8 protein-coding genes are annotated in these 14,504 nt (G+C 34.7%); 1 reads left to right on the forward strand and 7 read right to left on the reverse strand.

What is annotated here, in order from left to right:
* Positions 1 to 7: 7 nt before the first annotated feature.
* Positions 8 to 1,705 (reverse strand): fascin domain-containing protein, encoded by a 1,698-nt coding sequence (locus OGZ34_RS18950; RefSeq protein WP_263361354.1) that lies wholly within the window; start codon positions 1,703 to 1,705, stop codon positions 8 to 10.
* Positions 1,706 to 2,353: 648 nt separating this feature from the next.
* Here OGZ34_RS18950 and OGZ34_RS18955 point away from each other — a divergent pair.
* Positions 2,354 to 3,115 carry a class I SAM-dependent methyltransferase gene (locus OGZ34_RS18955; protein ID WP_263361355.1) on the forward strand — a complete coding sequence of 254 codons (762 nt, stop codon included), beginning with the start codon at positions 2,354 to 2,356 and terminating at the stop codon, positions 3,113 to 3,115.
* A 175-nt stretch (positions 3,116 to 3,290) separates the two neighbouring features.
* Here OGZ34_RS18955 and OGZ34_RS18960 read toward each other — a convergent pair whose 3' ends face one another.
* The 6 genes from OGZ34_RS18960 to OGZ34_RS18985 form a co-directional block, all read right to left on the reverse strand.
* The gene (locus OGZ34_RS18960; protein ID WP_263361356.1) at positions 3,291 to 4,346 is read right to left on the reverse strand and encodes a hypothetical protein; all 1,056 of its coding nucleotides are present in this window, start codon (positions 4,344 to 4,346) and stop codon (positions 3,291 to 3,293) included.
* A 71-nt stretch (positions 4,347 to 4,417) separates the two neighbouring features.
* Complete coding sequence (locus OGZ34_RS18965; protein WP_263361357.1) at positions 4,418 to 5,284, reverse strand: AraC family transcriptional regulator; 867 nt, start codon at positions 5,282 to 5,284, stop codon at positions 4,418 to 4,420.
* Between the two features lie 282 nt (positions 5,285 to 5,566).
* On the reverse strand, positions 5,567 to 10,231 hold the full coding sequence (locus OGZ34_RS18970; protein ID WP_263361358.1) for a hypothetical protein: 4,665 nt from the start codon (positions 10,229 to 10,231) through the stop codon (positions 5,567 to 5,569).
* Positions 10,232 to 10,253: 22 nt separating this feature from the next.
* Positions 10,254 to 12,710, reverse strand: coding sequence for a hypothetical protein (locus tag OGZ34_RS18975; protein WP_263361359.1), 2,457 nt, complete (start codon positions 12,708 to 12,710; stop codon positions 10,254 to 10,256).
* A gap of 7 nt (positions 12,711 to 12,717) precedes the next feature.
* Complete coding sequence (locus OGZ34_RS18980; protein WP_263361360.1) at positions 12,718 to 14,061, reverse strand: PKD domain-containing protein; 1,344 nt, start codon at positions 14,059 to 14,061, stop codon at positions 12,718 to 12,720.
* Between the two features lie 265 nt (positions 14,062 to 14,326).
* On the reverse strand, positions 14,327 to 14,497 hold the full coding sequence (locus tag OGZ34_RS18985) for a hypothetical protein (RefSeq protein ID WP_263361361.1): 171 nt from the start codon (positions 14,495 to 14,497) through the stop codon (positions 14,327 to 14,329).
* Positions 14,498 to 14,504: the final 7 nt, after the last annotated feature.

Genomic DNA, 14,504 nt, shown 5'->3' on the forward strand with positions numbered 1-14,504 from the left:
TTGTCTTTTATAAAAATTTCCATTTGACCCATCCGGCCTTTTCACGTTCAGAAGTTACCGGATAATTCATTTTATATGGCGGGTCTCCAACTACATCATCCATATAGTAATTGTCTAGCGGATTTATACTGTTAATAGAAGATACTCTTCGCACATAAAGTCTATTCGTAAATACACTTGTTCTTGTTTCTCCACCTCCCATGATATCAAACTCTCTGTGATCTGTATTAATCTTTTGCCTAAGTGAAAGAACCCTTTCGGTTACTTCACTTTCTACTGGAAAAACAGTTCCCCATTGGGTCAAATAGGCTCTGGCCATTTTATAAATTAATTCAGGTACCGGAGCAACGGTGTCGCTTACATTTGTCGCCACATAATTCCCATCTGATGTTGAGTTACCTGCAACCGTACTATGTCTTCCCCGACATGCATATAGTTCGTAACCTTTGGGTTGCGGATCATTTCCGGGCATCAAAGGATCAGTAAGCTGGGCATTGTCCGCTATCGATTTCCACTTATTCCATGGAAACCAAGGATTATAAGGTGTAAAACTGTTGCTTTTTCCTGTCATCATACCATTAGGTCTTGGCACTAATGCCGTAAAAGGTAAGTCTTTGGGCTGTTTACACATATCCCAGGCATATACACCAACATAGTTTACTACATTTGGAGGTAACTGTGTCAATATTCCATACCATTCACCTGTACCAGGTACAGGATCAATAGCAAATATATTAATAGGTATGTTCTTTACATTATCTGCCCCATAGAGATAGATAAACCATGCAGCCATTATACATTCAACCGCACCACGACTATGCCCAATAAAATTATATTGTTGTTTGCCACTATCAGCTGCTAAATTTGCAGCATGTAGGGCAAGTGCAGCTGCGGACCATCCATTTAATTGTGTTGCCGTTGAAAATTGATCACCACCCGAATAATTTTTAACATAAGAAAGAAGATAGGAATCAACATTAAGAGGACTGTTAAATTGAAGAGGTTCACTATTGTTTCTTGGAACCGCCCAATCGTTTTCTCCTACACCTCTTATAGTTACACTTGGTGAAGTTACCGTTAGACTACCTGAAATTTCTTTGTGAATTCTAACGGGTATATACCCCGTTTTAGTGCAGTATATGTTTTTATCACTTTCAGGCCGTGTAACTTCTCCTTCATCTCTGGTACAGCCTGTACCGCTGAAACATACAGTATACACTGTTGGGTTTTCTACTATATTAAGCTTAAATGATTCTTCTAAGCTTGTGATTGAGATGCTGTCATTGGTAATTTTAGCAGGCTCAACTTTTTCCTCTAATGGCACAATCGCAAATGTATTCAGATCTGACAAGTTATCTGCCAGAGCCTGTAACGTATTTGATGACTGAACCAATTGAATGTATTTTTGGCTGGACGCAAATAGTACTATTTTATTATCATCACCCCAGTCCCGCATAACAAACTTTTCAGTCTCCGTTACGGATTCGCTGACAGCTGCAAGCGGACTGGCCCCATTTTGTACATTAGATACATATTTTCCATTAGAGGCAATAATTACAATTGTATTATGCTGATAATGAGTTATTTGAAATTTCTCCGCGTCTTCTAAAGTATCGCCTGTTGCCTGAATTATACCGGTACCCTCAGCAATTGTTAAATATTTTCCATTACTTACTTTAAGAGATACTTTGATGGATGTTGTCATATTTTCTGTTTTTTTGTAGAGCACCAACTGGCAACTTTACTTCTATTTTTTTACTACACTCTAGCACCTAAAACTTCACAACTACATTAAAAACAATTATGTAGACATTCTTTTTTTTAAGTATTAACTAAAAAAATGTCTTGTAAATATTTTCATTTCTATATAAAATTACTAGAATAGTATAAGACAAATTAAAAAAAGGTACGAGTGTCCGATTTTTATCCATGAGAGACCAAAACAATAGTATGAGATCGTTTTTTCCGATTTGGTATTTCAAAATTAAACTTCAAAAAATATTCTTGTTTTATAATAAAAATACCTGAAACAGCAATTTTATTTAAGATAACTATATACTTAAATGTATCAATCTAACGAATTCCGAACCCAACTTGTACAGAAAAAAATAATACGCTTAATTTTTTGTGACTACTGTAATTTCTTGTTGTTTTGTAGATGGGCTAAAAACACAAATATTCATTGTTTGGAAACTAAAATACTTAAGGATTTCTACTGTTTTTTCTTATATTTATTAAAGCAAAAAAGTATGATTTTGTTCATACTATCTATGCAAAAGCAAGGCTATGTATGACTTTATTGTACATATAAATAAGTTAACGTCAATTGAAGAACAACATATCACGACAAAAAATGGACATTGTAAAACATAACAAATTAGCTTGGGACAATTACGTTGAAAAAAAAGACCGTTGGACAATTCCTGTTTCCGAACAAGAATTAGAAAATGCAAAAAATGGAAACTGGAATATTGTTTTGACACCTAGAAAAAGCGTCCCTCGCAATTGGTTTCCCGAACTGAAAGGTTTGAAAATTTTAGGACTTGCATCAGGTGGCGGACAACAAGGACCAATTCTTGCTACTTTGGGGGCAGAAGTTACTATTTTTGATAATTCTGAAAAACAGCTACAGCAAGACAAAACTTTAAGCGACAGATTTGACCTTAACATAAAAACAATTCAGGGAGATATGAAAGATCTTTCTGCCTTTGCAGCCAATTCGTTTGATCTGATTTTTAACCCTTGCTCAATACTTTTTGTTGACAATGTTTTACCAGTTTGGAAAGAGTGTTTCCGGGTTTTAAAACCAAACGGAATTCTAATGACAGGCCTAATCAATCCTATTTCATTTCAACTTGACGAAGAAAATTTGAAGCTAATTTACAAGCAGCCATTTTCTGACCTGCACTCATTGCCAGCTGAAAAATTAAAAGAATTGAAAAAAAATAAGGAAGCTTTAGTTTTTGGACATAGTCTGACAGACCAAATTAATGGCCAATTAGAGGCCGGTTTTAGCGTGACAAATCTGTATGAAGACTTTTGGGGTGAAGAAAACAAAATAGACGAGTTTTTCCCCTCTTTCATAGCAACAAGAGCCGTAAAACTGCTGCAATAACTGACGTTGCAAGGTTTTTTCGTCAGACGGGCTGACGAAAAAACCTTGTACGCGAAAGTTATTTTATTACTATTAATAAAAAATAGAGGTTAATACTATCAAGATCAAACTGAAAGATGCAATTCCTAAAAACGGTTCTATCGCATCAGTAAGGATTAAATAAACGTTTCAAAACCTATCGATCCTTCTTAAAAAGCCCTGCTTTTAGGTTTGAACCTATTGACCCTTCTGCTAATTGCAAGTAATTACGTTTACTCTGATCTTTTTCAATTTTTACAGTTCCGGTAGTTTGTACGTTTACCATTTTTAGAAAATCTGTTGATGTTGCATCGTTACCACTTAATGGACCACTACCATATCCTGCCAAATTGGTATAATCAGCAAAAAGACAATCATAAGCTTTGTACTTACGTGTACTTCCTTTTTCTCTTATCCATACCGTACTACTGTTTGCTATAATGTTATGGTGAAAGTCAAAATTGTCTCCATTTGTACTTTGTGTAGTCCAGACACCACTGAAATAACTACCATATACCAGTGAATAACGCATAACATTAGGGCTACCTGTTCCTCCATCGTTTTGCCAAAAAACAACCGGATTTTTGCAGTTGAAGAAAACACAATGATCGATAACCAAACCATAACCATTGGCTATAACCCCCACATGTAACGGTAATACATCAACGTCTCCGGCAAACAGGCATTGAGTTACAAGCAAATCATCTAATTTTTTTCCATTACGCCATATAGGGTAAGAACGACGCAGATTGGTACCATCTATATAAGAGTAATCCGGACTACCCGTAAATCGTAAACCTTCAATGGTTACATGACTAACCTCTGGTTGGATCCCTTTTGCCTCTTCTCCTCCTACTCCCGGTGAAAGTGGAACTGCCGTTACTATAACCGGCATTTTCTGAGGAGTCCAGTCCGAGTCGTCAGGCATACTATACGCACGAATGACAAGACGGTTTTTAAAAGTATACTTATCATTTGTGAATACAACTGTTTCCGTTAATAGGTGTACACCTTCTGAAAGATAGATTGTAGTTGCTCCCTGTTCTTTGTTTAGGTTTACTCGTTTGGCGGCCTCTGCAAGTGTTTTTAAAGGATTGGATTTCAATCCGGAATTTGCATCGTGGCCAGTCTGAGGATTAACGTATAGCTGTTCTGCCTGCAAGGACAATACGCTCATAAAAACCAATAGAAAATTAAGTGTGAATTTCATCATATTCTTTTTTTTTGTAAAATTAGAATACTTTCATCCTGCCAAAATGGTCATTTTATCTTTAAAATGGTCATTTACATTTTCTTTCGATATTGTTGTGGTGTGGTCCCCGTAAATTTTTTAAAGAAACGGTTAAAATTGGACGGATCTGAAAATCCAAACTCATAGGAAATCTCTTTTGCGGATTTATTCTGGCTAAGCTGTTTCTTTATTTCTGAAATCAGTTTGTAATGAATCATCTGCTGGGCTGATAATCCACTAAATTGTTTGCAAATTTTATTAAGAAATGCCGAGCTGATATTGAGTATTTTTGAATAGGCTTCAACACTATGGTCCTCTACAAATTTCTTTTCCAATAAAGATCGAAATCGATAAAAATCTAAATGAACATAAGTATCCCCCTGAACATTGTGGACCGCTGCATAATATCGATTGAGAACTACAAGTAATTGATATAGAAATGACCTTATCAAATGACTGCTATCATTCTGAAGCTGTCCAAACTCCTTTTCAATTCCATATAAAAATTCAAGACATTTTTCAAATGATATCTCGGATATCTGCATCTCGGTTGGACTTGAATATTGATGGAAATATTGAAATCGATATAGAAATAGTTCATCCGAAAAAAAAAGATGAAGAAAATCTTTTTCAAAGAAAAGTGTATAGCCTCTTACCTCCTCCTTAATCTCCCAACGACGCACTTGCCCCGGACTTGTAAAAATAATAGTTCTTGGACTTATTACTATTTCATTCTCGTTCAATGTGATAGTCCCCGTTCCTTCTTCGATGAAAAGAACTTCGTAAAAGCTAAGTTGATGTAATGTATCATCTAATACAAAATTTTCCAATGTTTCGATACGTCCAATATCCAACAACAATTCCGAACCATACTTGTACGGAAGAAAATGATACGTTTTAACTTTTGTGACCAATGCCATTCTTTTATAACTTCTTGTTGTTTTTCAGATGAGTTAAAAGTACAAATTTTCATTGTCGGAAGGAATACCTTTTTTGCCACAAAACCTTAAGGCCGCTTATTTTCCGTTTTTATCAAAAAGGAATTACTTATTTTCGAACTCTTTCTTATTAAGTCAATCTAGTATTAACTTATTCCAAGACGAAACATGTTAAACATGTCCTGGTCGGTTGTTTAGTTTAAAGGGGGCTTTAGTTAAAAAAAAAAAATGAACTAAACCTTATGGATAATGAATATGTAACTATCAAAATTTATTATTATTTCTATACTTATAAGTAAACTCTTTAGACTGTTTATCTCCCGGTAAATTATACTTCATTACTATTTCATAATTCCCGTATCGCATACACAAAAAATTAGCTTTTATAAAACGTTTTGCTATTAACTCAACACTAGTATCACCATTATTATAAGCATTAACAATCTGATTCTTTAAATCAATCCAATCCTCTTTATAAAGTAATGGCATATTGTATTTATAGGGAAAATTATCTCTTGTCCACGATTGGTTTGTATCATTTCTTATATAAGTTATATATGCGGCACTTAGTGGTATTGCTTTAGCAGGAATCACTCCTAATTCATTCGTATCTCTTTTACTTATAGAATAACTGCCATTTAAAGGATAATCTTTGTATAAATAAGGATAAACATCAATCGCATAATACTCATCGTTAAGTTTTGATTGTGCACTTATCATTGGTTTATTATCACTATAATTTACACCTTGAAGATCAACAATATCAAATGCTTCCTTACTTGAAATCGTATTGGTTAAATAAATAATATCTGAAGTCAACACGCCAAAATTATAACTTTCAGTACTTATGGAATTCATTTTAGAAGTAAAATTTTTGTATTTACTTGTATGGAATGAATAAGATAAACGCTCAATACTTCCTTCAGCTTTAGACAATGCGTCGGCCTGATTTTCCCTTACTTTTATATCGTTCCCCTCATCATCAATCGTGTTTGTTTTGGCTGAAACTGTAGCATTTCTTGACGATGCTTGTTTTAAAGTACTCACTATCGAAAAATTATACCTCTTTTCCTGATCGATATTAGGTAAATCATAATACACTTCATTTGAATTGGTATTGTAGCTAAATGCAGCAGTCTTTGAATTAGAAGTTCCGTCCTGATCTAATTTAATACTGGTTTCCCAGCTGGCATCTTCAAACAAATAATCCTGCCCTCTTTTCAACTGGATGTATCCTTTGGGATATTCTTCTTCCAGGAAGTATTTTTGATTTACCACAGGATACGAATACTTTATATTATGCAAAGGAATGTGATTTGGTGCACCTCCCGTCGTAAAGAGTCTTTCCTCTAATTCAGTCGCTACTTTACCATCTATTTTTATAGGCTGAAAAACTCCCCCTACCATCTTTTGAAAACTAACCTCAACCTGAACTTTAAGCTGTTTATTCGGAGGTAAGATATCTGTTGAAACAAAATTAACTTTGTCTTTCATAAAACTCCATTCGAAAGTACCCGGAATCTCTTTTGTACCATCAAAAACCTTGAATCGCTCTAAGATTATTTTGTAGGTTACATCTCCCGTATCCTCAGGAATTACAAAGGCTTCATTAACCTTCATTGAAAAGGCAGCTTGCGGTACGGCAAAAACATCAACATCTGCTGAATTCTGTTTTGGTGTCACATCAGTTATAAGCTTAAGTCCACCAAGCGGCGATGCATTTTCAAACCGACACTCTTGTCCGATCTCAAGCTTGAAACGGAATTTACCTTTAATTAATCCTCCTAGAACATTCATGTTTCCGCCTACATATCCACGCATCCAAACGGGGTTTGGTAATTTTGCCTGTAATAAAACGGCAGCCGCTCCTGAAATAATTGGGACTTTAAATCTCAAAAACGATAATTTAACTCTAATTCCAAGCTCCCCCTGAAGAAAAGCATAAGATTGTCCGTTAGCATACCAACCGTTTATTCCCACAGTCTTTCCTGTGTTAGAACATCTGGCTTCCTGATAATCTTTCAGCATAATATCAAACCCCATTCCTGCCTGAAAACGAGCATAAAAGAGAAGAAAACTTAAATCTCCTGTATCAAAATCTAAACTCGCTCCAAAGGCCAAACCTCCTCCATTTGCAAGTTCATTCTCGTTACGCATGTAATCTAATTCTCTGGCGTCCACACCTAAAATGCTCGCAACCTCCGGTGGTGGTGCCGGGCTTTCCGGAAGCAATGTACCAGCCATAAAATAACTTGTGGTTTTTAAGAACACACCGGCTACGCCAATTTTTATACCACATCTTAGTTTTGGTGTTCCCATGTACATATACCAGTCTTTAGGATCTTTATGAAAAACTCCCCAAACTGCTCTTCCTTCAGGACCGGTTCCGGAAAGAAAGTTTCCCGGTGTATTAATATATACATCCGTAGTAGCATGCATCGAATTGTTCTGAAAATCAAATTCTACTGCCGCTGCCATTCGGATACCAACGTCAGCAGATAATGGTCCGGGAACTGCTTTATTTGCCTCCGGTATATACTTACTGGCAAAAGAACCTTTTAAGTCAGATTCGCTAACACCTAAGAAACTTGTTTTTGCATTGGCATCCTTTGCTACTTTTCCAATCAGATCATTAATTTTTTTCATTCCTGGTATTTCTGCCATAACATTTGCTTTTCCAAAAATGGCCAATCTATTTACCCCTCCTTTTGAGTTAAAAGCCATTTCAAATCCGGCTTCACCATCACAAATCGTTTCTGAGCCAAAGTGAAAATAAATTAATGCTTTTACTCCTAAACTTATTTTTTCATCGGGAGTATAACTTAGTCCTGACGGGGAGAAATCTGCAATGGAGATATCAGAATTACGTCGCATTTTATAATAAGCACCTCCACCAAAACCAGTAATCATAAAGGGGGTACCTGGTGTTGGAGGAAATTTTACTGCAGCATCAAAATACCAATACCTAAAAGTAGTACGTCCAAAAATAGCCTTCGCTTTTACATTTACAACTTTAGCAACATCGACTTCTAAATCTGCATTAAATCCGTCTCCATAAACAGGGTCTTTTTCCATTAAGATAAGACCACCTTTAATCGTCAGTCCGCTAAATTGACAATCAATATTGATTGCCGATAAATCCAGTCCGTCGTAACGGCTTCTTTGTCGATAACCATCATTGTACATTTTGCCTTTTATCCCAATACGAGCCGTGGCCCCTGCTCCAACAGCATCCATCAAATTAATCCCTAAATCAAAATCGATTCGGGAATCATCTCCATTAATCATCACATTTATATTGCCTATCGAAACGGGGAAATTACCAAAGGATACCATACCCTTATACCCCATATTTCGAACAGAAATAAATGGAGAAACGGTCTGCAATTGCAAATTCTCAAAAGAAATTCCTTTAAAATCGACAGTACGTTTCCCCTCAATATCCTTGTCATCTGAAGCACTCTTATTTGTTCCAATAGAAACGGTTCCGTTTAAATTAGCTTTGGGTAAAAACCTTCCATTGACCAATTTTAACTCAACAGAACTATTAGGCAGCAATAAGGCTTTAGCTTTCCAGATATCAAAAGATAAGGAGTCTTTAGTAACAACAACTAACTGCTGCTCACTCATGGATATAAATCCATTGTAAAATAACCCCTTTCTATTCGTTTGGGCCTGCTTAGAATTTGTTGCAGTTGTCGCTGTCGATTTAGTAATTGGCAGTAAGATTTCTCCGCTTAGATTTGCTTTTACAAAAGTATTAGCTGCAATAGTAACATCAATATGATCTAAAGAATAGGCCCATGATTTTTCCTGACTGGTAATACCTCTATCCAACGGAAAAACGTTATCGGCGTAAAAAGTTCCCGAAACCCCGAATTTGTCAATAATAAGGTTACGGGCTCCTACAAAAAGTCTCTCTTTACTTGATGCTGTATCTGTAGTTTGAAATTCCTTAGGTAAACCAACATCAAAAGTCTGGATAAAAACTCCCTTCCATGCTTCCTGACTAGGGGCTAAAAGTGCATTTTTTATATAATATTCCGGAAAGGTAGTTATTGGGTCATTTTTTAAGTCGCTTAGATCCAGGACCGCATTATTTACTAAAAACTGAAAATTACCCTCAAAATCTTTTCCATTTCGTTTATCTTTTAAAACAAAGGGTTGCAAGCTTACATTCACTAAAATGTCATTCCAACTGCTTGCCATAAAACTAAACTCTCCCCTGACACGATTAGGAATCTGAACCGTTTTCCCATTGTAATACGTTTTTGGAACGGTTAATAAGGCTTCGTCAACTGTATTGGTTGCGGGATCAATAGGCAATATCAAGTTCCTTGAAAACTCAACAGCTCCCGAAATTTTCATTTCTTTAAACCCATTACAATCAATAGTTACGTAAGTTAGGTCATTGACATTACCGGTAGCCATATCAAAACCACCATATAAAGAAACCTGCCATTTATTATCGCTAAACGGAATATCAACATTGCCCAACAATACTAATTTGGCTTCTCCCATAATTCCCCCCTGATGCGATAATTTTACATTATCGGCACCAAAAAACAATTGCATTGGTTGCCCGTTTTTATCTTTTTGCGGAATATCAATCCTACAAAAAACGGTAAGTGTTGTATATTCTGCTGAAAAAACTGCTTTTGTAATTCCAATCGAGTATTGAACATTGTTTACTGTATTACGAATTCCGATTGGCAACTCAACCAAATCCTGATTCGAGAATTTATCAACCCAACGATCAGACGCTTCAATCTTCTCGATTGAACTCGATGCCGTACCAACTTGCTGCACAGCTGCAATTTCCTGCCCGTAAGAAAAAACAACCGAAAGCATAATCAATAATAACGATAATTGTATTCTGTAAAACCTTTTCATTAGCAAACCTCCTTCTTCTATTTTAAAATAAAGCATAGTAACTTCTTGTTATAATTCTTTAGTTATTCTTTAAATATCTAAATTCAACCTCATTATCTTTAACATATTTAAGAGCTAAATTGTGATAAAAAGGAATTAATTTGATTTTTAATTCTTCAATTATTTCTCCATCTGTTTTCTTCTGTTTCATCATTTTAAAGAAGTAACCCAATTCATTTTTATTAAAATTGGAAAGATTTTCATTTTGATGAATTTCATCTGCCGAGACATTAGCCAGAATTGAAATCTCATTTATTATCCACCGATGTACTACTAAGGGCTGCAATTTTTTATTTTTCCGTTCTACCAGTTTTAAATAAGAATTATAACTTATTCTGTTTGTAACATCCTGTTCGTTTAAACCATGCATTTTATGTTTATTCACTCTTGCCAAAGCCATGACATAATCATTTTCAAACCCTTCATCTTTTCGAATCATTTCTTCCTTAAGACTTTTCACGGTTTCAAGAATGAACCTATTATATCGGTCTAAGATGTTGTTGTTTAAATCGTGGACTTCTAAGTAATTCAGTGTCTTTTCTTTAAAACTCTCATCGTCAGCAGTTAGGATAGTAAGAGTCAGTAAATGTTTTAAATCCTCTAAATCCTCCCTAGGTATTGGTCGTAATGCTAATTGCAGATTTTCAAGCTGTTTGAAAATTTCATTTCTGGTTCCTTCGTAAGTCTTTCCTTTATACTTCACTTTTAAAATAGAATTCGTAGCAATTTTAGCTTCTTCTTTGGATTCCTTCTTTGCCGGTAATTTAATCTTATCCAATAAATAAGAGTAATTTAAAGTTGCCGTTAAATCGTTAAATCCCTTAGCAGTAGAGCTGTTTCTAAACATTGAAATAATACTCATTTTAAAATTATGCTTTTCGAGGAGTGCACAACTGTTATTGAACTTAACTCCAAAAACAGAACTCGAATTCGCATTACTCTGAGAATTATTATAAAGAAATCCCAAATTAGTATTCAACTTGTCTTTAAGCATTTTTTTTGACGCTCCAACAGCTCCTCCAACTGACGAATTATTATTTCTTACTACTTCATTGCTGGTGTAGTTAATTGAACTGTTTAAAGCTACTTTAACTCCTATCAAATTAATCGAGTGCGCCAAATTATAATTCTGAACAGTACTTGCCTGTCCTTTTCGTATTATTCCACCTTGCTCATTGGCCTGACCGGCAATGCTATAATTAAAATTTAAGTTTTGATTCTTTTTTCTTCCAAAAACATAGGACATATTTACATTGGCATTCTGTGATAGCTGTCTGTAATCTAAAGTATCAGACTGAACTAGATTAGGGTTATTAATAAGTTCAAACTGATCCAGTTTTTTATTAGTATGTGTTGAAAAATTAGAATAACTCCCCATAACATTCAATTCATCCGTTACTCTGAAATTCATATTAATTGCCCCTACAACCCGTTTCGTGTCCTGTTTTTTAGCTTTAGCCAAATCATCTCTTTGATAGCCTAAACTGCTCGATACCGTAATTCTATCCTGGTAAAAAGGACGCGAAAAACGCAAGGCAATATTTTCTAAGTCATTATTAAAATACAGTGCTCCTAAAGTATTGTAGTTTGGATCAATCCGCTCATATGTTAAACCGACAATACTCTTTTGAATATTGTAATCAAAATTGACATTTAATGCGTTCATAAAGCTTGTACTTTCTTTACCGGAAAATAACTTATCTCTAAAACTTCCACCTGATATTGTATTACTTCTAACATCATCTGTTAAAACAGACAAAGCATACTCTACATTAAAATTTAAATTTCTCATCAAAGAAGTATTAAAAATCAAACTGTTTACAAAGTTTTCTTTTGGTGTAACTCCTTTATCATTCCTTAAGTTCAAGGAATTAACATCGTCTTTGGCATAAAAACCAATCCAGCCTATTTTATACTTTTTCTGTTCAAAATCTATTTTTGCTCCGTATCCAAAACGTTGATATACGGGAATTCCTCCTGAAGCATCTTGCTCTGAAACTGCTTTGAGTAACTGTCCTCCCATTAAAGATATTTTAAACGGACTTTGCGGCGTAAGTTCTAAGCCAATTCCTTTAAACGGAAAACCGCTTAACGTATAGGGTGAAAATGTCATACCGGCGTTACCTATATAGGCTTTCACCCATTTGTATTTGGGCATAATGCTCAATCTGTTAAAATCAAATGGAGCTGTATACCCTAAGTTATTTCCTTGATTGGTAATACTATAAAATAATGGAACACTAAAATTAAATGCGCTAATATTCAGGTTTCCCGAAAGCAAGTAGGTAAAAGGCTCACGCTGATTTGCCATATTAGATTTATAATACATCATATTGGCATTAACATTACCGGTAACTTTAAAATTTGGCTTATAAAAATTCTCTAAATCAACATCCTGAGCATATCCCTTTTTGCAAATACAACAAACAAAAACAATACATAACCCAAATAAGATTCTCTTATTTAATCTCTTCATTTATTGATTATTCTTTTTGTACTTTGATGTCACACAGGATATAAGAACCTGCTCCGTTCTTTACCATATCTTTAATTTTTATAGCCCCTTTTCTTCCATTTTGTGTTTTAAACAAAACAATTCCTGGATGCATAAAACCAAAGTCCTGAGCTCCTGCCGCACTATAATTTATATTTAAGAACTTTATTGGGCTATCATTTACCATAGCGTCAAATTGCGCTTCGTTAAAATTCAAACCACAATTACACAAATTCTGAGAATTTACAAAAATGGTATTTTGTTCATTTTTGAGTGCCGAAAAACCATAATTGTTTACCTGATTGGGCGATATAAATTTATTATAGCCGAAATTACCATTCAACCCCTGAAAAACTACATCTATTAAACTGCTGTTCTGATCGTTAATTTCATTTGCTTTATAAACCTGCCTCGTTACAGTTGAAAACATAGCACCGATATTATTCCCATTGTGTGCTGTATTTATTCCCAATTTAATATTGGTCAGAGTACGCAAATTAGTATCCGGCAACACCGTAATTGTTGTTTTAAAAATCTGGCTTGTTTTATCGTTTGAAGCTTCTAATGTTAGTTCGTGACTTCCTACTCCACTAAACACAACTGTTGGATTCTCTTCTGTTGATGTTGCGGGATTTCCCCCTTCGAAACTCCATTTATAACTCGTCGCACTAACCGATTTGTTGCTAAAATTAATCGTTACCGGAGCCTCATAATCATCGTCTTCAAAATTTGGTTCATACGAAAACAGGCTCACTAAAAACGGAGCAACTGTGATATTTTTTATTACTTTTTCTGTTTCAAAGCCATTAGAAACGGTTAGAGTAATTGTGTGATCACCCGGAGTAGTAAATACTGCATTGGGAGGTGTTTTTCCTGTGAAATTTGCAGGTATTCCATCCTCAAAATTCCATACATAAGTAAGTCCCTCACCTGCAGTATTATTAGTTAAAATAACTTCTACCGGTGAATAATCGCTTTTTACAATTTCATGTGTAAAGTCAATATGGATTCCTTCTTTAATCACAACCGTTTTGCTAATTTCTTTACTCTCACCGTCTATATTCGCAGCTTTCAACTTTATGGTATAAGTGCCTTGCTTTTCATATAAAACCTCTCCCGGATTTTTCAAGTTTGAGCTACTCGGGCTTCCGCCTTCAAATGCCCATTCGTAGGTATCTGCACCTGTAACTTTGCTATCTATTTTAACGATAACTGGTGCTGATTCATCTGCGTTTACATACGATGTCGTAAAATCACCATCAACTATCATTGAGGTTTCCTTATAACACGAAGTAATTACTGTAAATAAAAATAAGAATATAGTTTTTTTCATGATTACAATTTTGAAACCACTACAATACTTAGATTGTAGTGGTTTTTTTATTTTTTTATTTTGCTGTTACAGCAAATTTGGATTGGAAGTCAGATATTTTAATTAAATACAAACGTATTTCTAAATACAAATCGTTTCCTTTAATCTTCATCATTCTAATATCTTTATAATCTAACGAAAAATGAGTATCACCTTTCCCTACTTTAAATTCTCCGTCTTTGAAAAGTGACAAAGTATTATCCAGAAGATTTACTTTATAGATGCCTTATCCGCTAACTAATACATATAAATCATTCTTAGAACCAAATGCGATGTCACGATAATAGGCAACTACATTTGTAGTCGAAATTAAAGTTGATACTTTCCATTCATTATTTACATATTCAAGTTTACTAATATTAGAACTAACAAAAGCTGAAGATGCTCCTGTACTCATATTATCA

It is taken from the genome of Flavobacterium collinsii, assembly GCF_946903285.1.
Taxonomy (GTDB): domain Bacteria; phylum Bacteroidota; class Bacteroidia; order Flavobacteriales; family Flavobacteriaceae; genus Flavobacterium; species Flavobacterium collinsii.